This window comes from Vibrio sp. RC2502 (genome assembly GCF_054850435.1).
Map to the genome: position 1 here is coordinate 1,502,942 of NZ_CM141453.1, position 23,474 is coordinate 1,526,415.

General features: G+C 45.3%; 25 protein-coding genes. 11 read left to right on the forward strand and 14 right to left on the reverse strand.

Annotated elements, in window-relative coordinates; genetic code table 11:
* Position 1: 1 nt before the first annotated feature.
* From ACYJZR_RS07150 to ACYJZR_RS07185, 8 genes are all read right to left on the reverse strand, one after another.
* Positions 2 to 1,186 (reverse strand): glycosyltransferase, encoded by a 1,185-nt coding sequence (locus tag ACYJZR_RS07150; RefSeq protein WP_140090697.1) that lies wholly within the window; start codon positions 1,184 to 1,186, stop codon positions 2 to 4.
* Between the two features lie 150 nt (positions 1,187 to 1,336).
* Positions 1,337 to 2,407: a glycosyltransferase family 4 protein gene (locus ACYJZR_RS07155; protein ID WP_406966336.1), complete on the reverse strand. Its 1,071-nt coding sequence runs from the start codon at positions 2,405 to 2,407 to the stop codon at positions 1,337 to 1,339.
* Entirely contained in the window at positions 2,382 to 3,926 is a 1,545-nt protein-coding gene (locus tag ACYJZR_RS07160) for a sigma-54-dependent transcriptional regulator (RefSeq protein WP_029559867.1), read from the reverse strand. Before ACYJZR_RS07160 ends, ACYJZR_RS07155 begins: the two co-directional genes overlap by 26 nt.
* A 271-nt stretch (positions 3,927 to 4,197) precedes the next feature.
* Positions 4,198 to 4,578: an Hpt domain-containing protein gene (locus ACYJZR_RS07165; protein WP_005454845.1), complete on the reverse strand. Its 381-nt coding sequence runs from the start codon at positions 4,576 to 4,578 to the stop codon at positions 4,198 to 4,200.
* 12 nt (positions 4,579 to 4,590) lie between these two features.
* Entirely contained in the window at positions 4,591 to 5,277 is a 687-nt protein-coding gene (locus tag ACYJZR_RS07170; protein WP_005454821.1) for a CpsD/CapB family tyrosine-protein kinase, read from the reverse strand.
* Positions 5,277 to 7,343, reverse strand: a complete 2,067-nt coding sequence (locus ACYJZR_RS07175) for an SLBB domain-containing protein (protein ID WP_049877691.1) — start codon at positions 7,341 to 7,343, stop codon at positions 5,277 to 5,279. The genes ACYJZR_RS07170 and ACYJZR_RS07175 overlap by 1 nt, the downstream gene beginning before the upstream one ends.
* A 32-nt stretch (positions 7,344 to 7,375) precedes the next feature.
* A complete protein-coding gene (locus tag ACYJZR_RS07180; RefSeq protein ID WP_005491469.1) occupies positions 7,376 to 8,278 on the reverse strand; it encodes an OmpA family protein in 903 nt (300 codons plus the stop codon).
* Positions 8,279 to 8,304: 26 nt separating this feature from the next.
* A complete protein-coding gene (locus ACYJZR_RS07185) occupies positions 8,305 to 8,625 on the reverse strand; it encodes an STAS domain-containing protein (protein WP_005454817.1) in 321 nt (106 codons plus the stop codon).
* Positions 8,626 to 9,001: 376 nt separating this feature from the next.
* Between ACYJZR_RS07185 and ACYJZR_RS07190 the strand changes: the two genes are divergently transcribed.
* The gene (locus tag ACYJZR_RS07190; protein WP_017448527.1) at positions 9,002 to 9,844 is read left to right on the forward strand and encodes a DNA ligase; all 843 of its coding nucleotides are present in this window, start codon (positions 9,002 to 9,004) and stop codon (positions 9,842 to 9,844) included.
* Here ACYJZR_RS07190 and ACYJZR_RS07195 read toward each other — a convergent pair.
* Both ACYJZR_RS07195 and ACYJZR_RS07200 read right to left on the reverse strand, forming a co-directional pair.
* Entirely contained in the window at positions 9,834 to 10,844 is a 1,011-nt protein-coding gene (locus ACYJZR_RS07195; RefSeq protein WP_025524985.1) for a DUF3080 domain-containing protein, read from the reverse strand. The two genes, ACYJZR_RS07190 and ACYJZR_RS07195, sit on opposite strands and share 11 nt — an antisense overlap.
* A 142-nt stretch (positions 10,845 to 10,986) precedes the next feature.
* Complete coding sequence (locus tag ACYJZR_RS07200; RefSeq protein ID WP_015296717.1) at positions 10,987 to 12,357, reverse strand: MATE family efflux transporter; 1,371 nt, start codon at positions 12,355 to 12,357, stop codon at positions 10,987 to 10,989.
* A 287-nt stretch (positions 12,358 to 12,644) separates the two neighbouring features.
* On the opposite strand from ACYJZR_RS07200, the gene ACYJZR_RS07205 reads away from it, so the two are divergent.
* Entirely contained in the window at positions 12,645 to 13,256 is a 612-nt protein-coding gene (locus ACYJZR_RS07205) for a riboflavin synthase (protein ID WP_025507637.1), read from the forward strand.
* Positions 13,257 to 13,364: 108 nt separating this feature from the next.
* Here ACYJZR_RS07205 and ACYJZR_RS07210 read toward each other — a convergent pair whose 3' ends face one another.
* Positions 13,365 to 13,559 carry a CPXCG motif-containing cysteine-rich protein gene (locus ACYJZR_RS07210; protein WP_005396219.1) on the reverse strand — a complete coding sequence of 65 codons (195 nt, stop codon included), beginning with the start codon at positions 13,557 to 13,559 and terminating at the stop codon, positions 13,365 to 13,367.
* A gap of 283 nt (positions 13,560 to 13,842) precedes the next feature.
* Positions 13,843 to 14,709 carry a fructosamine kinase family protein gene (locus tag ACYJZR_RS07215; protein WP_461715866.1) on the reverse strand — a complete coding sequence of 289 codons (867 nt, stop codon included), beginning with the start codon at positions 14,707 to 14,709 and terminating at the stop codon, positions 13,843 to 13,845.
* A 224-nt stretch (positions 14,710 to 14,933) separates the two neighbouring features.
* Between ACYJZR_RS07215 and ACYJZR_RS07220 the strand changes: the two genes are divergently transcribed.
* The 3 genes from ACYJZR_RS07220 to ACYJZR_RS07230 all read left to right on the forward strand — a co-directional run bounded on the left by ACYJZR_RS07220 (position 14,934) and on the right by ACYJZR_RS07230 (position 17,352).
* Positions 14,934 to 15,905 (forward strand): response regulator, encoded by a 972-nt coding sequence (locus ACYJZR_RS07220; RefSeq protein WP_015296719.1) that lies wholly within the window; start codon positions 14,934 to 14,936, stop codon positions 15,903 to 15,905.
* A complete protein-coding gene (locus tag ACYJZR_RS07225) occupies positions 15,905 to 16,867 on the forward strand; it encodes a GGDEF domain-containing protein (protein ID WP_005453915.1) in 963 nt (320 codons plus the stop codon). The genes ACYJZR_RS07220 and ACYJZR_RS07225 overlap by 1 nt, the downstream gene beginning before the upstream one ends.
* 140 nt (positions 16,868 to 17,007) lie before the next feature.
* A complete protein-coding gene (locus ACYJZR_RS07230; RefSeq protein ID WP_005453925.1) occupies positions 17,008 to 17,352 on the forward strand; it encodes a DUF3802 family protein in 345 nt (114 codons plus the stop codon).
* A 62-nt stretch (positions 17,353 to 17,414) separates the two neighbouring features.
* Here the strand turns inward: ACYJZR_RS07230 and ACYJZR_RS07235 are convergent, their stop codons facing one another.
* The gene (locus ACYJZR_RS07235; RefSeq protein ID WP_015296721.1) at positions 17,415 to 17,909 is read right to left on the reverse strand and encodes an NlpC/P60 family protein; all 495 of its coding nucleotides are present in this window, start codon (positions 17,907 to 17,909) and stop codon (positions 17,415 to 17,417) included.
* 134 nt (positions 17,910 to 18,043) lie between these two features.
* On the opposite strand from ACYJZR_RS07235, the gene ACYJZR_RS07240 reads away from it, so the two are divergent.
* From ACYJZR_RS07240 to ACYJZR_RS07265, 6 genes are all read left to right on the forward strand, one after another.
* The gene (locus ACYJZR_RS07240; protein WP_406966338.1) at positions 18,044 to 20,062 is read left to right on the forward strand and encodes a methyl-accepting chemotaxis protein; all 2,019 of its coding nucleotides are present in this window, start codon (positions 18,044 to 18,046) and stop codon (positions 20,060 to 20,062) included.
* Between the two features lie 207 nt (positions 20,063 to 20,269).
* A complete protein-coding gene (locus ACYJZR_RS07245) occupies positions 20,270 to 20,689 on the forward strand; it encodes an NUDIX domain-containing protein (protein ID WP_025545532.1) in 420 nt (139 codons plus the stop codon).
* The gene (locus ACYJZR_RS07250; protein ID WP_406966339.1) at positions 20,679 to 21,092 is read left to right on the forward strand and encodes an NUDIX hydrolase; all 414 of its coding nucleotides are present in this window, start codon (positions 20,679 to 20,681) and stop codon (positions 21,090 to 21,092) included. The genes ACYJZR_RS07245 and ACYJZR_RS07250 overlap by 11 nt, the downstream gene beginning before the upstream one ends.
* Positions 21,093 to 21,560: a hypothetical protein gene (locus ACYJZR_RS07255; RefSeq protein ID WP_069489040.1), complete on the forward strand. Its 468-nt coding sequence runs from the start codon at positions 21,093 to 21,095 to the stop codon at positions 21,558 to 21,560. It begins immediately after the preceding gene.
* Between the two features lie 263 nt (positions 21,561 to 21,823).
* On the forward strand, positions 21,824 to 22,204 hold the full coding sequence (locus ACYJZR_RS07260; protein ID WP_005495070.1) for a hypothetical protein: 381 nt from the start codon (positions 21,824 to 21,826) through the stop codon (positions 22,202 to 22,204).
* Between the two features lie 44 nt (positions 22,205 to 22,248).
* Positions 22,249 to 22,467 carry a hypothetical protein gene (locus ACYJZR_RS07265; RefSeq protein ID WP_406966340.1) on the forward strand — a complete coding sequence of 73 codons (219 nt, stop codon included), beginning with the start codon at positions 22,249 to 22,251 and terminating at the stop codon, positions 22,465 to 22,467.
* Between the two features lie 96 nt (positions 22,468 to 22,563).
* On the opposite strand, the gene ACYJZR_RS07270 is transcribed toward ACYJZR_RS07265, so the two are convergent.
* Entirely contained in the window at positions 22,564 to 23,391 is an 828-nt protein-coding gene (locus ACYJZR_RS07270) for a sterol desaturase family protein (protein ID WP_069492806.1), read from the reverse strand.
* Positions 23,392 to 23,474 lie beyond the last annotated feature (83 nt).

A 23,474-nucleotide genomic window follows, 5' to 3' on the forward strand; every position in this document is an offset into this window, starting at 1 on the left:
CTCAGTTGATGCTCAACCAGCGGGAAATGGGTTTCATGCACTGCGCCATTGGCATCGGTACAACAGTTTTGTTTTCCAGCTCGGTTTCATAAATTGCTTCAATCGCTTTGACGGAAGCGGTCGTGGTCAAGTTTTGGCTAGCATGTAGGTAGGCATTTTCAGCCAGTTTTTCTCGCAAGTCGGCATCTTGCATGACCAATTGAATCGCATTCAGCAGTCCCGCCATCCCCTGGTTTGGATAAAGAAGGGCGCTATGGTTGTGCTCGAATAATTCGGGAATACCTCCAGTTTTAGGTGCTACGATTGGCAGTTTTGCTAATGCCGCTTCTCCTACGACTAGACCAAAAGCCTCTTCGTATGCGCCGCTAATGAAAGCGTCAGCATTGCCCGACATCCAAGCGCCCGCATTGGTCTGTTCTCCGGCGAAGTGCACGCGGTCTTGCATACCAAGGTCGGTAACTAATTGCTTCAAGTTTTCGCGCTCTTCACCGTCGCCGACAATCACGAGATGTGGATTGGTTTGATGGTAGTTGTGCATTCGCATAGCATGAATGAGGCGGTCAAACCCTTTGCGTTTGATCAGCGAACCAACCGAAAGGAAGGTGAATGCATTAGCAGGAATACCCAAGCGCGCTTTGATGTCGATAGGCGCTTCAGAGTCATCCAAAGAGACGCCGTTGTGCACTACGTGCAGTTGCTCTTCTGGATAACCATCGCGCAGAATTTCACGGCCTACATCTTTGCTCACACAGATTAGTTTCGGCGAAAGGTGCAAGCCAAGCGAAAAACGATCGCGCAGCGTGTAGTGACAATGCAATTGGGTGACGAGAGGTACATGATTCATGCGTGCGGCTAAGGACATCCATTGGCAAGGGCCACCGCTGTTGACATGAACGAGGTCGATATTGTGCTTCTCGATGAGCGCTGAACCTTGTTTGATCAGGTTATTCCAACCCGTGATGTCCCAACGCGGCGCACACCAGCCACCGACGAGATTGAACGTAGAGTGCTCTGCTTTGATACCAAGATCTTGGCATTTCTCAATAAGAGGTTGGCAGTTTGACCAGACAATTGGCTCGAACTTGTCTCGGTCGATACCCAAGATAAGATCGAGTAGTACCACTTCACTGCCGCGAATCCAGTTATCACCATAATGAACGTAAAGAATGCGTTTTGGAGTAGTCATAAGTCACCTCGGTCTTATCGTTAATCTAATTCGACTACTGCAACCGAGATGCCAAAATATGCTATTGGTTTAAGTGATTGAAATGTATGGGTGAGGAGATGAAAACAAAGAGGCAGCGAGACAAATTCTCAATTTGAGAACCAATATGGGTTAGTTATCCATCTCAATTTGATATTGCGTTAGCAATACGGGAATAACGCTCTCTGTTGAAAACTGTTCTACGATCGTTTGGCGTGCGTTTTTACGGATTCGTTCTTGTTGGCTTTTCTCCATCGCCATCCAGTACTGTAGATTGAGCGCGAGAGCGGGGACATCATCGGCAATAAAACCATTGTTGCCGGATTGAATGATGTCGGGTAAACGTCCGACCTTTAGACTGATCACCACAATGCCGCGTGCCATTGCCTCAAGTGCCGCCATGGGTAGTCCTTCGAAGCGAGAAGAGATAATCAATACGCTGATATTTTCCCATACCGGGTTCATGTCTGTTTGATGACCATGAAAAATGACATTCGCTGGTGCGGTTGTCTCTAAGTTTTGTCGCTCAGGCCCATCGCCATAGATAGAGAAGCGATAATCAGGGCAGGCTTTTGCTAACTCGATAAATTGATCTGCGCCTTTTTCATGGCTTAAGCGACCAACAAACGAGATCTCTTGATAATGGTTGTTCATGCTTGGTAGCGCGACAAAGTTGTTGAGCAGTTGCGAAGGGCAGAGCACTTTATCTTGAATACTTTTGCTTACTGCAAAGCAGTGATCCGAGAGGTAGCCTGAGCATCTGTCTAACCCGTCGTAAAGCCACAGTTTGCCCGATGACGACTCACCTGCATGATAAGTTGAGACCAAACGCGGAAAAGTGCGAGTGAGCAGTTTGGCGGTGCGAGCCAGTATGCTCGCCTTGTAGCCGTGAGTGTGCAGTACACTCGGTTGGTGATGCGCGACAGCACTGGTGAGGTGCTTGATCGCAATTGTATTCGAAGGAACACCAGATATTTGCGGTAAATAGCTGGTGGGAATGTTTGCCGCTTGCGCTTTTTCTACAAGCTGTGCTTGAGGTGTGTACTCCGTTGGCAACACAATACGCACGGCGTGCCCAAACGCGAGAATGCCTTTTGCCAGCTCTAATATGTGGCTTTCGATGCCGCCAAAAATGCGGCTATCAACAAAAATCCAAACTTCGCCCACAATGGGTAAATCAGGATTGTTCGAGATTAACTTCATCCGCTTCCCACGCTTGTTTTTTACGATAGACCGTTGAAGGGCTTAGCTCCAGCATCACAGCGGCATTGAGCACGTTACCATCACAATAAGCGATCGCGTTTTGAATCGCTTCACGTTCGACTTGCCACATTGGTCGGATACTTCCGTCTGCATTAAAGTATGGCGATAAGGAATGACTCGGTGTTTCAACGCCGACAGTAGGTTGTGTTTGTTGAGCAGGCACCTCTTGAACAGGTTGCACTGGTTCAATGGGTTGTGTTTGCATCGCTGGAGCATTATGTCCGTTGAGATTGCTGCTCGGGCTTGATGATTCGACGTGCACAGGGGTTACGGTTCTTGCCTGCGTTTTCTTTTGAGTTAACTGAGCGGGTAGGTGAGCCACCGTGACTTTTTCATCATTGTTGAGTACCACGATATTACGAATGATGTTTTGTAGCTGCCTTACGTTGCCAGGCCATTCGTAATGTTTGATCACGTGCTGCGCTTCGGTATCAATGTTAGAGAATTTCTTCTTGTCCTCTTTGGCGTAAGTCGTGAGAAAATGCTTGGCTAACGTGACGATGTCACTTCCTCTTTCTCTCAAAGGTGGCATATCAATCGGCACAACGTGAACACGGTAATACAAGTCTTCGCGGAAGCGTCCTTCTTCAACTTCTGTAAGTGGATCTCGGTTGGTGGCGCAAATGATACGTACATCGACTTTCATCTCTTTCGTGCCGCCAAGTGGGGTGTAAGTGCCCGTTTGTAAGAAGCGCAGTAGCTTTTTCTGCATTTCCAGTTCCATTTCACACAACTCGTCGAGAAATAGCGTCCCACCGTGGGCCAATGTTGCTGCGCCTTTTCTGTCTGTGGTTGCGCCAGTAAACGCCCCTTTAACGTGACCGAAAATCTCACTTTCCATCAAATCTCGTGGTATCGCACCACAGTTTATGGCGATGAAAGGTTTGTCTCTGCGATCACTTTGGCGATGAACGGCTTCGGCGCACACTTCTTTACCCGTGCCACTTTCACCGACGATAAAGACGCTGGCCGAGGTTGGTGCGACGGCATCTATCGTTTTGTATACCGCTTGCATCGGTAGGCTTGAGCCAATGAAGCCATGATAGTTGTGGCGATCGAAGGTAGACTGAATGTTTTCTACCAAGTCTTCCAATTTGGCTCGCTTTAGATGCAGTGCCACAGAGGTTTTAAGACGGTCGGCATTGATGGGTTTTTCTAAGAAGTCTTCAGCGCCTTTTTGTATCAAGTTTACAGCTAAGTCGACGCTGCCGTGTGCGGTGGCGATGATGACCGAAGTGGGAATATCATTTTGATTGATCCAATCCAACACGTCTTCACCCGACATGTCTGGAAGTTTTAAATCTAAAATGATCAGTTGAGGCTTGCTGCGTTCAATGAATTGAATGGCTTCACGACCTGTCTCGACATGGAAAATGTCGTAAGGCTCATCTTTCACATATTGCTTATAAAGTATGGCTAATGAGGTAGAGTCTTCTACCAGTAACACCCTTGGTCTCATAGTCCTATCCCAACTTAATCTGATTCATTGTTATGATTCTGCCAGCTCACTTGGAGATTGATGAGAAAGAAAAAATAGATAAGCATCCTCAAGTCGCTAGAAGATTCTCAATTTGAGAAAAGTTATAGTTAAGTATTAGCACAGGGCAGGGATATTGCGAAAATTCTTTACTTTTTAATTGATTAAGCGCGGTATGAATTTTAAAAGATGAAGACCAAATCGCACTTTAATAAGTGCGATGGTTCATATGGTTTTGCGGGTTTTCTTCTTGTTACTCAAAACCTTGAGCCTTGCGCAGGTTGAGTGCTTCAAACGAACGTTCAGCCAGTAAAGGCAATGCTGCACACAGCTCCAATGCTTGTTGGGTTTTACCTTCGACACAATGTTTCTCGATGCTTCTGGCTTGACGAGACAATGGGCGGTTGCCTAATGCCAGCGCAGAACTGCCAAGTGTATGGACTTCAAACTCAAGTTTTTCTAGGTCATGCTCACCCAACGCCCGCTCTATTTTTTGCATCCGTTCGCGAGACTCTTCGATATAGTGTTCAATCAACGTGGGAATGATCTCCGCGCAGGTGTCTTTAATCATTTGCTGGAGAATGAGCTCATCAACCAACTCTTGTTCAATATGTTGTGCAGTATTGGAATTCATAATAAGCGCTCCCTATAACATAAACAGTTCACTTTTTTTAATCTGCTGGGCCAGTTTGTCTTTCCATTTTTTCGGTAGAAAACGCAGCTTTTCGACTTGGCGAATCAGCTCGTCTTTTAGGCTCGGAGTGTGTTTCATGTTTAGTACCGAGCCAATCAGATTGGCATCGCTTGCTTCAAGCAGCTTTTTGGCTTGCTCAAGTTGCGTGGTCGTCGTAGACCCGTAATGAGCAACCAGAAGAGTTGCATCACAAACTCCCGCGATGACTTGCGGTGGAATGTTACTCTTATTCACACTGAGCAACGGAGAGGTGTCGATGACAATGCGATCATACTGAGATAACCATGTCTCGATGTTTTTCCTCAGTGCGGTTGGATCTCGATACGCCAGTTTGGTGCTTGCCAGCGACGGGGCAGGCAATCCCACCAGCGTTTGGTGCGCATCTTCGCGCGTAATTAAATGACCGACATTTGCGTCATCATCAAACTCGTGCACCGTGTGATACGCGGGTTTGAATAAGTTCAAGTCCACATATAATGTGCTGTAACCTGCCAAGATAAGGCGCTCGGCAAGAGAAGAGGCGACAGACGTAACGCCTTCTTCAGATTTACAGCCCACCACGCAAATCGATCTGTGACCCTTTTGTTCACTTTGCAGATAGATTTGCTCGATTTCGGCATGAGTCGCAGGAATGGTCATTACAGCGCTCCTATTAACACGATGGTGGTGGTGATTTGAAGAATGTCTCTCAAACCAGCGCGCGCTTTTTCTGCAAAGCTTTCATCTTTATGAGGAATGTAAATCGTATCCCCAGCTCTAATGACAGGTAGATCGTAAATGTTGGCGGTTTTGCTGAAGTTTACGAGGTCGAACGTTCTCGCTTGGCCTTGGCAGCACGACATATTGACGATGCTAATTTTCTCAAGGTAAGCGCTGTTTGTTGGGCCGCCAGCTTCTGCCAATAAGTCTAAAACCGTCATGTTGTCGTTGAACACGTAGCGTCCCGGATCTCGTACTTCACCCAGTACGCGCACGGTGGATTCTTTAGAGCGGTCGAGCCAGTTTTTGTTTTTCTCCGGAATGTAAATAGTGTCGCCAGGGCGCACGTCTGGCAGGATAGATTCATCTCCCGTTTCGAAATACATCGACAGATTTAATTTGCTCACTTTTGCGTAGCCTAAACCGCGATGAGTCACGCGAATATTGTGGATATCGGCATCCATCGTCGGGCCGTCGGCGGCCGAAAGAATATCGAGAAAGTGCATTTCGTCCGTGAAGCGATAGCGACCAGGTGCGTTGATTTGACCAAACACGTAAATGGACGCGTCTGAGCTTTGGCTGACCCATTGAGATTTGTTGTCGGAAGGGTCGTCTGGCAGTGCATGAACGCGCACGACCGTGCCAGCAGAAACGCGTGGCAAGTTAGACGCTGGCGAACCATCTAAAATGTACTGATCTAAATCGAAATTCGTCATTTGACCGTTGTTGGCCACTTCAATTTTGGAGGTGTCGGCACGGCGAGTAGGGCCGCCAACGTGAGCCAGCAAATCAATGAGATCCATTTCATCTGACCATTCGATTCGGCCTGGACGAACGACTTCGCCCATTACGGCAACGGCGCGACTGGGTGCGACTTTCAACCATGACTTTTCATTAAAGTCGGTTTTTTCCGGTACGAATATCGCGTCGCCGGCGCTCACTTTTGGTGGCGCCACGGAAGAGAGCCCTTCAGTATGCGCCGTTAAGTCGAATTTGATCACCTGACCGTCGGCTTTTATCACTCGTATTTGGCGTGATTCTGCGTAACGAGTTGGGCCCCCCGCGTTTGCCAGAATGTCCATAAAGCTCGCGCCTTGTTTACCTTCGTAAGCCCCCGGGTGCGCAACTTCACCCATGATATAAACTACGTTCGCGCCAGCTTTTATCTCTTCTTCCTGCTTAGGAACAAAGATGGTTGCACCGGGCAATATCTCAGGCAGTAAGCTTTGATCGCCAGTATCTAGGTAGGTTTTCAAGTTGAACATGGTTGGTGTGTTGTTCGTAATCACGCGAATTTGCTCAACGCTCGCGTAGCGAGTAACACCGCCAGCGCGCATGACCACATCGACAAGTGTGGTGTTTGGCTTGTAAGTAAATGAGCCCGGGGCGTTCACTTCACCGAACACTTTGATTGCGCGAGCGGAGTCGGCACTGTCACCAGAGTTGGCGAGTTTGGCTGCATCGAACTCTTGCTCAATGTTGCCGACCAATGGGGAAGCAGGCACAAATAACACGTCTAACGATTCCAGTTTTGGTAGCTGGCTGTTGTCGCCTGTATCCAAAAAGCGTTTGTAATCGAACTCGATGTTCTGATCGCCACGTTTGACGATCATTTTGTCGAGCTGCGCGCCAGCACGGAGTCCGCCAGCTTCGTAAACAAACATTTGGATGTTAGAACCTGCGGGCAACGTGTATTCTCCCGGCTTAACAACGTAGCCTTGCACGGAGACAAGCAGTTGTTGCTGTTTAATGAACACGCGAGCGTTATTCACGTCTCGATAGACGGTTTTCAGCGTTTCAATAATGACATCTTGCAATTGCTGCTCGTTATAACCAGCAACAAACACCGGACCAATTTCCGGTAAGTTGATTCGTCCGCGGCGGTCCACTTGAAAACCTTGGTTTAGCGATGCTTCGCCGGGCAGGTTGATCTGTACTAAGTCACCAACTTTTACTGTGTCGTTATCTGCGGCATGTAGAGGGGTTACCCAAGCGAGCACGCACATCGCGAACAAGGCAAAAAACGTTTTGAAAATGCTCATAACGCGCCTCCTATCGAACCGCTCGCGCTCGTTGGCATGTTGCCTTTGTTAGGTAAATTGTGATTACTTGGCGCATTGCTATCAGAGTTTGCGCTGAGAACTTCGATGCTCACACGACGGTTGGTTAGGCGCACGGCTGGCGTTTGTCCCTCATACAAAGGCAATGTGTCGCCAACAGATTTGGTTTGTACACGGTCTGACGTTACTCCGAACACACTTAAGTATCGTTTAACTTGCTCGGCTCGTTCCTGTGCTAGTTTTTTATTGTGCTCAGGCGTACCCGTGACGTCCGCATGGCCAGTGACAACCAGAGACAGAGCAGGGTGGTCGCGCAGAATATAAGCGGCTTCTGCCAAGTGTCCCATGTACTTCGGATTGATCTCCGCAGAATCAATGGCAAACTGATTGTCGACGTTGAGCAGCGCATAAATATCGGCGACGATGTTTAAGTCATTCCTTAGTGCATCGATGTCGTCCGGCGGCGTGCAAGTGGTTTGCGTAAGTACGTAATCGAGTTGCTGCTCAAGCTGGTTTAATCGACGACGCTGGATGACCAGGTCATTGGCGGCATCAAGCAGTAAACCGCCTTCTAGTTCACGAGCAATGCGATTTTGCTTCTCGAGTGCTTGCACCACTGCAGCAGGGAAGCACCAACGAGCGCCTTCTTGAATCAAAGCGTCGAGATGAAGCTTGGTCAACTGCCAATCGAATCGCAATCCATGCTCTGGGCCCAATGGTTCATCTGGCATAACAGGCGAGAACTGATAGTTCTCAATCGAAATATCTTGATAGCTTTCCGCCAATCCACCCTGACCATGATCGGGATAATCAAATGACGAACAACCAAACATGCCGACAACGAGACCGCTAACTACACTTCGTCGTATTAGATTTACCATGCCAACCTCCGTTTAAACCGGTATTTTTAGTGTCCTTTTGAATTGACGGGAATGGCATGGTTGATACGTAGCAAGCTCATGATTTCTAATGGCTGACCTGATACGTTTTCAATACTCATGCTTCGTTCACGTTCAACTAGGCGCTTATATAAGTAAACAATGGCACCAATCCCTGAGGAATCAAGAAATTGGACGTGCTGGAGGTTGATTTCGACTTCTTTGTGATGATTGTTGTGAATTACTTCATCAATGTGATGTTGGGCTTGACGACAGCCGTTTGCATCCAAGTCACCAAAAATCTCAATCGCTAGTTTGTCTTGGGTGATTTCAAGTTTGCGTAGTTCCATGATCCTATCTCCATTTAGGTTCTTTCCTAATCTCGTAGAGCAGGGAGCGTGCCAAAATTTAAATTCAATAATTTCAATCAATTAAAGTGATGGCAGTGTGATGTTCAAATTGAGAAACGCCCAGTTCTCAATTTGAGAATCAAAAATGAACGATGATTTAGATGCAGATTGAAAATAGAAGAGGAGAGTTTGGCTTTATAACCGTGCCATTAGCGTGAGCTGAAAAAACAAATGCAATACCTGTCTAAACTTTATGATTTACCTTGCAAACCATTACTTATGTTGATTGTTCTGAGTCGAATAATTAACACTGACAAATAGGTAAATCGGTGGAGTTACGTTTCAATAAAGATGCTTTTTTGTACAAGGTTCCCCCATGCCATTAAAAATGACATTGATTGCCCTTGCCGTTATGGCATCTGCGCAGCCCCAAGCGAATACACCTATAGCTCCGCCCGTCTCTCTTGCTGAAACCTATCAAGATGGAATAGATGTTTCTGAGTATTGGTACAGTGAGAAACTCGATGGAATTCGAGCCTACTGGACAGGTCAACACCTCGTGACCCGAAACGGAAACCGAATTTATGCGCCCGAGTGGTTCACTGAGTCACTCCCGAACTATCCATTGGATGGTGAGCTTTGGGCCGGACGCGGAAATTTTCACATTGTTCAGCAAACCGTTCTTGATAAAACACCAATTGATAGCGCGTGGCGCGAAATCGATTTTATGGTGTTTGACATGCCGTATTCCGCAGGAGATTACCGAAAACGTTATTACAACATTCAGGATTTAGTGTTTGATATTGATGAGCACCACATCAAATACGTTGAGCACCGAGCCATCCAAAACGAGCAACATTTGTTTGCTCAACTGGATAAAATTTCCTTGTCCGATGGCGAAGGCGTGATGCTGCGTAAAGTGTCGAGCCGTTACCAAGCGGGCAGAGGAAGCGACTTACTTAAGCTAAAGCGCTATGCCGACACGGAAGCTCAAGTGGTTGGCTACAAACCGGGAACGGGGCGTTTGCTTGGGATGATGGGCGCAATGCTCGTGCGTTTGCCAGATGGTACAGAGTTTTACATCGGCAGCGGTTTTACGGATGAAGTTCGTCGCCATCCGCCGAAAATCGGTTCTACCATTACGTTTAGATACAACGGATTTACCCAAACGGGGAAACCAAGATTTGCTCGCTTTTTGAGAGAACGATTCAAGGAGTAGGTGAGTTTCCAACTACCACGCCACAACGTTTAAAAAGACCCTGCCAGAACTTAACATGTTCGAGGGTCTTTGTTCTAAATTGTTCATGCGCTTTTATCACGCCATAACTTTCCCCATGAAGTTCCATTCTCTGCTCAATGAGTATCGCACCATCATTCAACTGCTGATATGTACTGTCGACAAAGGCGAGGTATGGCTGTACTTCTTCAACATAAATTGATTGGAAAACATTTTTCAAATAGCGAAATTTTGTGGTGTCTCGATTCTTTCCACACACAATGTGCTCTTGATTTTCTTCTAGCAATTTGGTGGTGACATCAAGCCACTCAGAAGTGCTGTTCAAAGTGAAGTAAACCTTACCCATCAAGCGAGACTTTTCCATTTCCTCTTGATATTGCACGAAGGAGAAAGAGGGTAAGCGCGAAATGACCCCTTTAGGCGTCTCATACATGGCATTTAACGCATGAAAGGTTTTACTGACATGAGCAGTTTGATTGTGGCTTTTTGCTGATAACCAACTTGAAGCGGTGAGTTGCTTGCGCATGGTTTCGCTTGTGAGGAGAACGTTATCAAGATGAACGGGAAGATGCTGCCATTTTTGTTCATACAGGCGAGTTAATGTCGTGCGTTCGTCTTCGCTCAAGGGGTATTCAGTCAAACAACTATTGAGCGTGTTGAGCAAAGTGGTTTGGTAATCCAGGTCATGGAAAGGGTCTTGTACTTTGCCCAATTGGGAGTTCTTTTCCGCAATCAGGTTGAACAGGCCGCATTGACGCAGCTGGTAACTCTCTAGTAACCCTAGCGACAATCTTGGTAACTCTTGATACAAAGCCCTTTTATCAGGAATCGTGATAGCGGAAACCTCGTTAAGCTCTCTCGGAGGAACGTCGAGCACGTTTGCCAAACGTTGATGGTACTTTTCAAAGATTGCGCGCTCTGGATTCGTCCAACCGTTGCAACCGCTGAGCAAAGCGAGTAATGCGAAGAATAGGATTTTCACGAACTTCCTTGTCTGTTTGCTTGTGTTACTCAATTAATACGTTGTCAAAAAGTATACCTAACAACTTGCCATGAAGATCAAAAAAGCCAGCGAATGCTGGCTTTTACGTTCTGTTGTAAACCGTCACCAATGGCGAGCAGAATTACTGCAGAGAAAAGTTAAGTTGTACATCGGGCTCTTGACGGTGCATCCAACGAAGGCGAACACCAAGCATTAACGCAGCTGCGGTCAGGCCGATGATAAAGCCAAGCCAGAAACCTTGCGCGCCCATTGGTTCAACAATCCAATCTGTACGACCAAGAATGTAACCAGTAGGAAGGCCAAGAATCCAATACGCGATGAACGTGCGGTTGAAGATCGCGCGCATGTCTTTGTAGCCACGAAGTGCACCGGCTGCGATGACTTGAACGGCGTCAGTGCATTGGTAAACGGCGGCAAACAGCAATAACTGCATCGCTAGTGTGATTACTTCTGGGTTATTGGTGTAAAGCTCAGCAATCAGTTCACGAGACAATACTGTGATGATCGCTGTAATCGTTGCTAAAGCAAGACCAACCATAATTCCGACGCGAGATGCAACGCGTGCACCGTCGACATTTTCTTCACCCAAACGGTGACCAACGCGAATACTTACCGCAGCACCTACACTCATTGGCAACATAAATACCAACGAAGAGAAGTTAATCGCAACTTGGTGCGCCGCAACGATGATTGGGCCAAGTGGTGATACCAACAGCGCCACTACAGCAAACAGTGTCACTTCAAAGAACAGTGCCGCTGCAACAGGGAAACCCAGTTTAAACAGGCGAACTTGCGCTTTCCATTGTGGTTTATGGTATTCGCCAAACACATTGATGCTTTTTAGTCGTGATGACGTCATCACATACGCCAACAGCAACGCGAACATAACCCAATATACGATGGTGGTTGCTACGCCACAGCCTACGCCACCCAACTCAGGCGCGCCAAATTTACCGTAAACGAAAATCCAGTTAAGCGGGATGTTCAGCAGCAAACCAATAAATCCAATCACCATCGCTGGTTTGGTTAATGACATACCATCAGTGAAGCTGCGCAGAGTTTGGAAGAGAAGAAAAGCTGGCACAGCGAAAATCACAGCATGAATGTAGCCGACGGTTTTATCTGCCATCACAGCTTCTACGTCCATCAATTGTAGAATGAACTGTGTTTGCAGTAACACACCAATGATCGGGATACTGATTAACAACGCAAGGACAACACCTTGCTGAATTTCAAATGGGATCTTTTCGCGACGCGCAGATCCGTTAAGCTGCGCCACAACAGGAACCAAAGCCATAAGCAGGCCAATACCAAACAAAATAGATGGCAGCCAAATGCTTGAAGCGACAGATACCGCAGCCATGTCAGTTGCGCTAACGCCACCTGCCATTACGGTATCGACAAAACCCATGCCCGTTTGAGCGACAGACGCGATCAATACAGGGGTAGCCAATTTAATTAGACTCGATGCTTCTTCTTTATAGCGATGCACGAAAAATACTCCAGAGCGGAACAATAAGATTGAAAGAAAGGGAGTGCTCGAGGACAAAAGATGTGATGAACTGATCTGATGGTTGATTTTAGTCACGATAAGGTGAAAAAATGCCTCGGAGAAACTCCGCGCAAATGATAAACAATTGTATGTGCATATGCTATACCTAAGCGATTCTCATTTTGGCTTTCTTCGAAGGATTGTTTAGGTATAGAAGGCAAAATGCCGCGGGACTTCAGTGTCTGTGCGGATAGCCAACGTTTGTATTGCATCAGTAGGTAAAAGACATGTTTACAGGAATAGTGCAAGGAACAGCGAAGGTTGTTCAGATTAATAAGAAAGAGCGTTTTCAAACTCACGTCATTGAACTCGATGGCGCGTTAATTGAAGGGTTAGAAATTGGTGCGTCTGTTGCGCATAATGGTTGCTGTTTAACTGTGACGAACATCGATGGAAATCGAGTCAGCTTTGACTTGATGCAAGCCACGCTTGCGTTGACCAACTTGGGGCTTCTCGAAGAAGGAAGCGCCGTTAACGTTGAGCGCGCTGCTAAATTTGGTGACGAAATCGGTGGGCACAGTATGTCTGGTCACATTAGCTTAATGGCAAATATTGTGGATGTGATTGATACGCCGAACAACCGCACAATTTGGTTTGAGTTACCACAAGAGTCGATGAAATATGTTCTTGCGAAAGGTTACATCGGTATCGACGGCTGCTCGCTAACCATTGGAGAAGTTGAAGCAAACCGTTTCTCTGTGCATTTGATTCCTGAAACTTTACAAAGAACCTTGTTTGGCAGTCGACAGGTGGGTGACAAGGTGAACATTGAATTCGATCCTCAAACTCAAGCTATCGTTGATACTGTTGAGCGCGTTTTGGCGGCTAAACAGTTGTAGCTGGAACGCAGATTTGGCCTTATATATTGGCCTCATATAGATGAAGAAAAAGGAGCAAAGAGGCTCCTTTTTCTATTTTAAATGGATTTAAAACAATACCGAGGGTGGCTACTCGTAGTTGTCATCAATAAACAACTCGACTTTATCTTGAAGTTCGTCCACGCGCATATTTAAATGAATCGCATGGCAACAAGCCGGGCAATCATCATAAAACTCTTGATCCCCATTACTGGCATCCAATGTTATGCCTATTGAGTGCCCACAATGCGGGCACTTAACATGCCTTTCAGTATAATTTTTCATACAACAACTCCTAGTATTGCAGGGCTTTTAAAACTCAATATTTAAGGAAGTACAGCCCTTTCACTTACTTTGCCTGACCATTCACAAATCGCGTAAACGCCATTTATGCCAACGGCTCAGGCACAATCTAAAGATAAGTTACTTAGATATTAGGTGGACTTGTTGCTAATTGATTCGAAATAAGTACAAAACTTGACCCCAAACTCAACCTTGAATCTGGGGTCTGTAGCTTGAGTGATGTGCCTCGAAAATTGACACAAAGCAGTGACTTGTTCCTTCCAAATTAGTAAGAAATAATTTTATTGATAGTGAGCTGAGCTTGCTCCAAATAATGCCCACCGAACAAATTACAATGATTGAGGATGTGATAGAGGTTGTAGATATCTTTTCGTTCATGATAGCCAGGCAGCAATGGCATCACCGATTCATACCCTTGATAGAACTCAGGTTGAAACCCTCCAAACAATTCAGTCATCGCGATATCGCATTCTCGGTCCCCCCAATAGCATGCAGGATCGAAACAAATCGGGCCAAACGCGGTGAGAGCGACATTACCATTCCATAAATCACCATGTAGAAGAGACGGTTCTGGCGTATGGTTCGCAAGAAGCTGTTTTACAACGTCAATAAAGTCGTCGATATCAACTAGCGTCACGCCTTTCTCTTTTAATAACTGCAGTTGCCAACCAATACGTTGCTCAGCGAAGAACATGCACCATTTTTTGTGCCATTGATTCGGCTGCAGGGTGGAACCGAGATAATTGTCGGTATCGAAACCAAACTCTTTCTGTTCTCCCCATTGATGCAGTTGAGCTAATTGCTGACCAAATTTAAAGCTGTTTTCAGGGCCATCTAGGGGTTTGGTAGGAAGGTAGTTCAAAATAATGAAAGCGTTGTTTTTGGTCTTACCGACCAATACCACTTCAGGGACAAATATTGTCGAAGTTTCGCGTAACAAGTGTAGGCTCTCGGCCTCAACTTCAAACTTGTGCAAGAATTCTCGGTCGTTGATTTTGACAAAATAGCGTTGCTCACCGTCGTTTATCATATAGCTTTCGCTAATGTCTCCGCCGGATAGTCGAACTTTTTCGGTGATCTGATATTCAAACAGTAAAGTATCAGAAAGTTGTTGCGATATTGCTTGCCACATACAAAACCTCGCGAATCTATTTGACCACCAATAGTTTAGGATAAACGACAAGAGATTGGCGCGGAGTTGAGCATACTTCGGCAAGAAAACTTTGATTAAAAACACCTATTTTTTATAAGTGTGAATCAAATCTCCTATAAGCCTATGATTTGTCGGCTTAACATATGGAGCAATTTGTTTACAACAGGTATGATTATTTTTTTGACTTTAGTTCCATTGGTGGCATGAAAATACTGATATGTGATGACTCGGCGGTTGCTCGTAAGCTTATCGCTCGAACCATCGTACAAGATACCTCATTGCACCTTATCGAAGCCCAAGACGGGAATGAGGCGCTGAAAATCTTAGCCGAACAAAATATTGACGTTTTGTTCCTCGATTTAACGATGCCCATTATGGACGGTTTCGAGGTTCTTGAGTCTTTACCCGTAAGCCATTATCCAACTCAGATCGTGATCGTGTCGGGTGATGTACAACAAGAAGCAAAGCAGCGCTGCCTAGAGTTAGGGGCAATGGATTTTATCGCAAAGCCGTTGTCAGAAGAACAAGTCATCCCGCTGTACGAGCGTCTTGGGTTGCATTATGCACAGCGAACATCAATTGAGCTTAATTCTGCACAAAGCCAAGAAGAGCTTTCATCCCTTGCCAAGTTTCGTGAAATTGCCAATATTGCGCTAGGCAAAGGGGCGGCCATTATGGCTGATCACTTGCATGAGTTTATCCAGTTGCCAGTTCCGCATGTCGGGCCATTGTCCTATGGTGAATTGCATATGACGCTGGTGGACGTGATTGGGCGAGATAGCTCTGTAGCGGTTTCGCAGCGCTTTGTTGGCGGCGGTATACACGGAGAGGCGTTGGTTTGCCTACGTGGGAAAGATATCAATCAAATTGGCGAAAGGTTGGGGTATCTGCTCGAATTTACGCCTCATAATGAAATTATTTTAAATGTCTCTAACTTGCTGGTTTCGTCATTCCTAACCTCTTTAGGGAACCAACTTGATAAGCAGTTTTCACTTCGTCAGCCGGGCATCGTCGATACAATCACTCCTTACAATGAAGAACAAGGAGAATCAGGCGAACTCTTTACCATCGAATATACCTACATGGCGGAAGCGCTCGATTTTGAGTGTGAAGTATTATTTCTAATAGACAAACCATCAGTAGAAATTATTTATGAAATCATGGAGTTAATCTGATGTCCGATATCACGCTGGACATAGCAGACTTTCATTGGGTCACACAAATTTTAGATACCATGGATTCTGGGCTCATTGTTCTTGATCCAGAATATAACGTGTGTGTCTGGAACAGCTTTATGCAGTCTTACAGCGGTGTGCTGTCTCAAGATATTTTAGGTCAATGCTTGTTCGATCATTTCGACGAACTACCACGAACGTGGTTGGAAACGAAACTAAAGGCCTCTGCTGATCTTGAGACTCGTTCCTTCTCCAGTTGGGAAAACCGACCATACCTTTTTAAATTCAACAACTTTTCACCGGTTTCCAACAGCTGTGACTTTATGTTTCAAGACATCGTTATCACGCCATTGCGTTCACTTTCTGGCGAAGTAAGCCATATTGCGATTCAAGTGAACGATGTTTCCGAAACGGCGAGAAACCGAATCCATTTGCGAGAAACCAATCAGCATTTGTCTGAGATCAGCAGAAAGGATGGTTTAACAGGTTTGTTTAATCGAGCATTTTGGGAGCAATCATTAAAAGATGAGTTTGCGCACCTCAAAGTGATCGACGGACCATGTTCTCTGGTTATCTTCGATATTGACCACTTTAAAAAAGTAAACGACACCTATGGCCACCCAACGGGTGACGAGGTAATTCGTCGTACTTCTGCTTTACTTCGTAAAACCGCGCGCAGCAGTGACATTTGTGGCCGCTTTGGTGGCGAAGAGTTTACTGTGCTATTACCGCATACCAATCAAGAGCAAGCATGCTATTTTGCCGAGCGATTACGTAAGAGAATTGAGCAAGAGATCGTGAAAGTAGAAGATTTTTTGATTAATTACACGATAAGTATTGGTGTTTGCGAGTATAAGCCTTATTTTGAAAGTCATACTCAATGGTTAAAGAGTGCTGATGCGGCGTTATACCGCGCAAAAGAAAATGGGCGAAACCAAACTTGTTTGCATGAATGCGATTAACCTAATTGGTTGAAAAGCATCCAGTTAGCGCATGAATGTTTATTAATATGAAATAAGTTAATGAAATTTTCTCGGCATGTCTTACTATTGAAACTAATTCGCTTTCAGCTACGAAGGCTTGCAATAAACGGAGAAAAACAGTGGTTGTAGAAACCGATGGGTATCTCGCTCTCATTGAGCATTTGTCGCTTAATCTAGATATTTTCACAACGGAAATTGGTGATACAGGTTCCGAAAGCATCGAAGATGTGGTTACTGACATGGTTGCTTCAAACATCATGGCGATCTTTGAGCAAAACCCTGAGCTTCACTCAAGCGTACGTTTTAAACTGCTTAAAGAAGCAGATGCCGTTGTAGAAGACCTTGGTGAAGTGCTAGCGGGCGTGTGGAGCAAGAAAGCAACGAACGAACAGATTGCTTTTCTAGATGAATACATTGCGTTAGTGAAAAACCTATTTGATACCGCAGTCGCCACTTACGACTAATGTTCAAATGCCGAGTATGCCCCCTAATATTCAGCTAAACACTATTCCAACAATAAGAAGGGTTACAAGGTAACTCTTCTTACTTGCCAAAACTTGGACGCCCAGTAAGGGTTGTCTATTCTAGAAATAATTACCCCTTTAGACGTTGATGCGTGCATAAACTGCTTGTTCCCCAAGTAGATTCCAACGTGGTAGGTGCTTCGTCGAGTTTTAAAAAACACCAAATCCCCTTGTTTGGCATCCGTCCAACTCAACTCAACGCCTTGTGTGGATTGCTGCTTTGTCGTCCTTGGTAGGGCGAGTTGATACGCTTCGACAAAGGCTCTTTGAACGAAAGCCGAGCAGTCGATTCCAGATTTTTGCGTTCCGCCAAGTCGATAGGGCGTGCCGTGCCACTCGTTGTAAAACTGAAACAAGTCAGGGTTATTAGACAATAACTGATTGGTGGGTACAGTTACTTCAACCTGTTCACTCGGCTCTGGGCCAGACGAACAAGCTGAAAGTAGAGCACTGATTATCAAAGGAAAATATATACGACGCAAATCTTCACCTGTCATCTGTATGACTCATAACTGAAATATTAATGTCATAACCAATCCATAGTATGGGCTGAAAATCACGGTTTTGTCTCACATGTGTGACGGATTCACGACAAAGCCGACTCAACCTCAAGAAAGAATAAAAATTGATTATGGCAACGCGCAAACGCTCACGCACATCGCTTTCACTGATTCAGACTATCAGCGCAACATTTTTAACTATCATCGCACTTGTTATAGCCCTTTCTGTCTCAAGTTTCAAAGGAATGGGGCAGGTTGGAGAACAATTTGAAGATTTGTCTCAAAAAGCATTACCGATTGCGATGGCCAATGCGACTCTGACCAGAAATGTGTTGGAGATGGTGAAACTGCTCAACTATGGAATGCAGGTAACGGAAGCGAAAGAGTTGCCGCTTGTAGAAGCGCAAATTGAAGCGCTGGCGAAACAGACAGAAGGTCTGATCGAGAAAACATCCGAAGTCGCCCCACAGCTTTCCAATGAGTTAAAAGATAAAGTGGAGACGTTGCACCAAATCACAAACTCCATTTTACTCAAGCAATCCGCGGTGATTCAGATGCAAGGGCACATCGACGCGAATGTTGGTGGTTTTCGCTATGGACTGAGTTCCATCGGCCCAGAGATGAACAGAATTAGCTCATTTTTAAGCCTGGACGATCCTGAGTCGAGTGACGCGGCAAACCGTTTTATTGCATCTGCGAGTTCGATGGAAAGCACTTTCCTTGTAATGATGATGCATACCGATTTACCTAAAGCGGAGAAAGAATATCGGGAGATGCGAAATCGAATTGCGGGGATTAACCTTGCTTACGAAGATTTCAAAGCCCTACACCCTGAAGTCAGTGACTACGCCAGCTTGACAGCGCCTTATGAGATGGTGAAATCAGGCTTTGACGAAGAGGGCATTTTGCAACTCATTCTTGCCAAGTTGGCCCAAAGCGAACAACAACAGCGTGAGTTTCATCAAGCGTCGTTATTAGCTGATGAAACCATGAGGCTCTTGGATAGCATTTCGCAGTCGGCATCGAACTTGATTGATGAACGCGAAGCCATGGTCAATAACACCATAGGCAACGTCAGCATGATGGTTCTTGTCGCGGCGTGTGTTATATCTCTGGTTGTTTTGGTCTCTTGGTTCGGGCTAAAAACGTGGACAAACCGAGGCTTGAAGAATGTGCTGGTACGTTTATCCGCATTAACTGACCACGATTTTCGTGCCAAAGCAGATGAGATAGGCCCCTTTGAGCTAAAAGAGGTCGCACGCAAATTGAATCAGGTGATCGATTCAACACACGACTCTATCCAAACGGTTACACGTAACTGTGAGACGCTTTATCAAACCGCAGAAATCAGCCACGATGCAGCTGAGCAAACCAATGAAGGTCTAACGACGCAAAACGAAGCGTTAGCAAGCATGGTGACTACGATTACTCAGCTAGAGGCATCCATACGTGAAATTGCGACAGTAACGAATGCTTCGTCAGAAGATTCATTACTTGCTACACGACATACCGAAAAAGGTGTTCAAGTTGTCGAGCAAAACCGCAAGCGGTTGGAATCATTAGAAAGCTCTTTGGATATGAATGAACAATCGATGTTAGAGCTAGACCAGCGTGTTAAGCAGATTCGTGAAATGGTCGATATGATCAGTGGTATCGCGGAAAACACCAATTTACTTGCGCTGAATGCAGCTATTGAAGCTGCTCGCGCAGGTGAACAAGGTCGCGGGTTTGCGGTCGTCGCGGATGAAGTCCGTAAACTGGCAAAGGATACCTCCCAACAAACGACCAATATTCGTGAAATGATGAGCGAGCTTATTACTGCGGCAGAGCGTTCTCGCCAAGCGGTAAATGATTCGCGAGAAGAAATGACCCACGCGCTGAATTCCAGCAATGAAGTGAAATCGACGTTCTCTGACATCAACCTCGCGGTTAAGCACATTCAAGAGCGTGTTGAGCAGATCTCTGTTGCCACGGAAGAACAAGAACGTGCGACGGCGGACGTGTCTCAATCCATCAATAATATTTCCGAGCTTGGAGAGCGTACAAAGCTACAACTTGAATCCATGGTTGAAAGCTCTGAACAAGTGGCAGAAATTGCAGGGCATCAACAAGCGATGTTGCATAAATACGAGCTACATCAGTCCGCCTAAGTGACATGTTTTTATTTTCTATAAGCAGAACTTCGGTTCTGCTTTTTTGTTGCTTCTACGCACCTTCTCATTGCTATTAAAATCGCAAAAGTGAGTTATATCGCATCTTGCTCATTTCTTAAGGGCTGAGTTATCACTACGTGGTGTTAATGCTATGTCGGTAAAACAAGATGGCTAGAATGTTGTCCGAATTCAAAGGAATGAATCATGCAACTATTACAAAGAGCCAGCCTTATACTGGTTAATCATCAGCAAGAACTTTTGCTTATCCAGCGTTTTCAAAACGATAGACATTATTGGGTTTTCCCCGGCGGTAGTGTTGAAGTTGGAGAGCAGCCTGTTGAAGCTGCGAAAAGAGAAGCGCTGGAAGAAACCTCATTGGGACTCAATCGGATCCAAAAGGTTTTTGAGCTCGAAAATCAAGGTCGCTTAGAAACCTATTTTCTTTCTTATGTAGGGAACTCAAAAGTGAAATTGGGGGTGGGGCCGGAACAAACCAGACAGTCAGACGTTAACCAGTATTATTTAAAGTGGGTGCGTTTAGATCAACTTCATACGATTCCTTTGTATCCAGAGCAAGCCAAAGTTTTCTGTTTAGACAACGAGGAGTGGTTTTATGATCGATAAAGTCTGTCCCGTCGTTCTGCGTAAGCAAAACCAAGAGCTCCTACTTTTTCAGCATCCCTTAGCGGGTATTCAACTAGTCAAGGGAACGGTTGAGACGTTTGATGAAAGTTACATTACGGCTGCAAAACGGGAGCTGGCTGAAGAATCTGGGATTGCGCACATTATCTCCGCTCGGTATTTATGCTCATGGGACAGTGGATTTCAAAATCAAGCATGGCATTTTGTTTTGTGTGAGTGTCCAGACCTAGCGGATTCATGGACGTTTCATACGCAAGACGATGGCGGACATGATTTTACGTTTTTTTGGCACGATATAGGGAGCGATATTTCCTCACAGGCGCATACTGTTTTTCAGCACGCACTGGAAAAAGTTCGAAAACTCATAGACCAAGAGGTGGTGTAAGTGAGGTTGCAAGTTGGAGGTTTAACAAAGAAGAACTTGTTAAAGCACTTGAGTCAAAAAGGTGTTCAATTGAATGTCTTCGCCCAACAACTATTCGATGATGACAAAGTCGAGTGCTCAGATGACATTCAATCGTTCTTTTTAACGATAAAAACACCGTTTGACTTCGGACTTTATTTTGGCGCGACCCTTGGAGAAATGATTGAAGCGGCGTCGACACAAAATCTATCACCTTGCCCTTTAGTTGTTGCGCCATACCTCCGTTTACAAGAAATTGACTTGGCGAAGGGAGAGTACCTTACTGTGGTGTCTTCCCCGCTTTCGAATGACAAAGCTTATCCTCGTGGTTTGTATCTACGGGATCTCGACGACGGATTCTGGCTACGAGGCTTTAGATGTTCGGACGATTGTATCTTTCCGCCGTCGAAAAAATTTGTTTTTGTATCTGAGATCGCGAAGGAGTGTTGAGTGTGACATATCTTTATCATCGCGAGCCCAACAACCTTTCTCACCTAATCTCGAGGGAAAACTAGCGGATTTGAGCGAAGTGCCAAAGCAAACACTATGCTTCTATCAGGAGCGAATAGATAAGGAAGAGCAGTCGTTACTCTTCTTTCGCACGCCTCGTGTACGGTTTAAAGGCACTGTCGATCTCAAAAATGGCTATGAGATTACAAATGTTTAATTGACTTCTATATGCTTTGCGCATTCTTTCAGATAAGGAAACGATAATGGATAAATTCGTAGTGTTTCTCTTATGCCTTTTTATGACGATAGGTGGCGTGGTTCACCTGTATGACAACATCGTTGATGGCTTTTTGCCTTACGATTTTGCTCCGCGTTGGCTAAACATTTATTGGAGCGCATTAGGTCTTTTAGATTTGTTAGCGGTGTACTTATTAGTGAAACATCGCAGAGTGGGCTTGGTGTTGATGCTATTGATTTTGATGACAAACGTTATTTTTAGTTCACACGCTCACTATACATTAGAAATATTGGACAACAATGTGGCTCTGCAAATGAAAACGCTGTTCTTGGGCTTTTCGTTGGGCGTTTCCATCTGGCTTTGGAATGCGCGAAAGCACCAGCAATCGCGTCAGATATTTCGTTAACTTTATCTACTCACACATTTAAGGATTATCAACAGGGATTCGTTATGAACGATTTTAAAGACTTGGCGAGTTTTGCCGGTTTTAGTACGTTAACAGGTTTGAGTTTTGGCACCATTTTCTTCAGTCTTGCTTTTGTGTACAGCTCCTTCGAAACGCAGCAACACGTCAACACTAGCGCTTTAATTTGTGCTGTTTTTGGAGTCATAGGCTTGGTTGTCGGCATTACGCAATTAAATAAAAAACGCCAATTAGTCGAAAGTTAATTCGGCAAGTCTTTTCGGTAGATGGGGCCTCCAAAAAAACTCTACAATGAACTCTGTGATTTGTTTTTTGTTGGTTACTCCATCTACGTTTTTCTTTTAATCATCGTTCTTGCCCTTACCTTCGCGATAGCGAAAAGGCTGTGTCAGCAACTTATCCAATCTTTGCTCTCTCGCTTCCCTGATCTCAGGCACGCCAATCACGACATCGTTATGTCCAAGCGCTGGTTGTGCGCGATACGTTCCAAACCATCTATCCCAAACGGAAAGGAAAAAACCAAAGTTCGAATGGGTTTCCTTCACAATCACCGAATGGTGCACGCGGTGCATGTCTGGTGTCACAATGACTTTTCGCAGTTTCTTATCGATAGATAACGCAAGTTTTGCGTTACTGTGATTGAACATTGCACTCGCATTTAGAATGATCTCAAAAACCACAATCGCGAGAGGTGAAACACCAAGAATGAATACCGAGGCGATTTTGACGACCATCGAGATGATGATTTCAATTGGATGAAAACGCGCGCCAGTTGTGACATCGATATCCAAATCGGCATGGTGCATACGATGAATTTTCCATAGCGGTTTCACGCGATGAAAAACCAAGTGCTGCACATAGATGATGAGATCGAGAGCAATCACAGCAAGTAACACATTTAACCAACCGGACAGGGAGAGAAGATTGAATAGTCCCCATTGCTGATCATGAGCAATGGTCGCAGCTTGAAACGCAGCGATAGGCATCACTAATGCAATGATCGCGCTATTTAGGGCGACCAAAGAGAGGTTGTTTAACCAGCGAAAGGAACGTTTGACGGTGAGCGTCTTTCTTGGGAGCTTGTTTTCCCAAAGAGTACACAGCAACAATACGCCAATAAAACAGCTAAGTCGCAACCAAGATGGGTCGGTAAACGTGTTTTCAGTCACTGATCTTTCCTTCTTCTACGCATTTGTCGCAATAGACCTTAACTAACGTGAGATTCTTTCAATGTTTGGTCTTTAGAGTAATA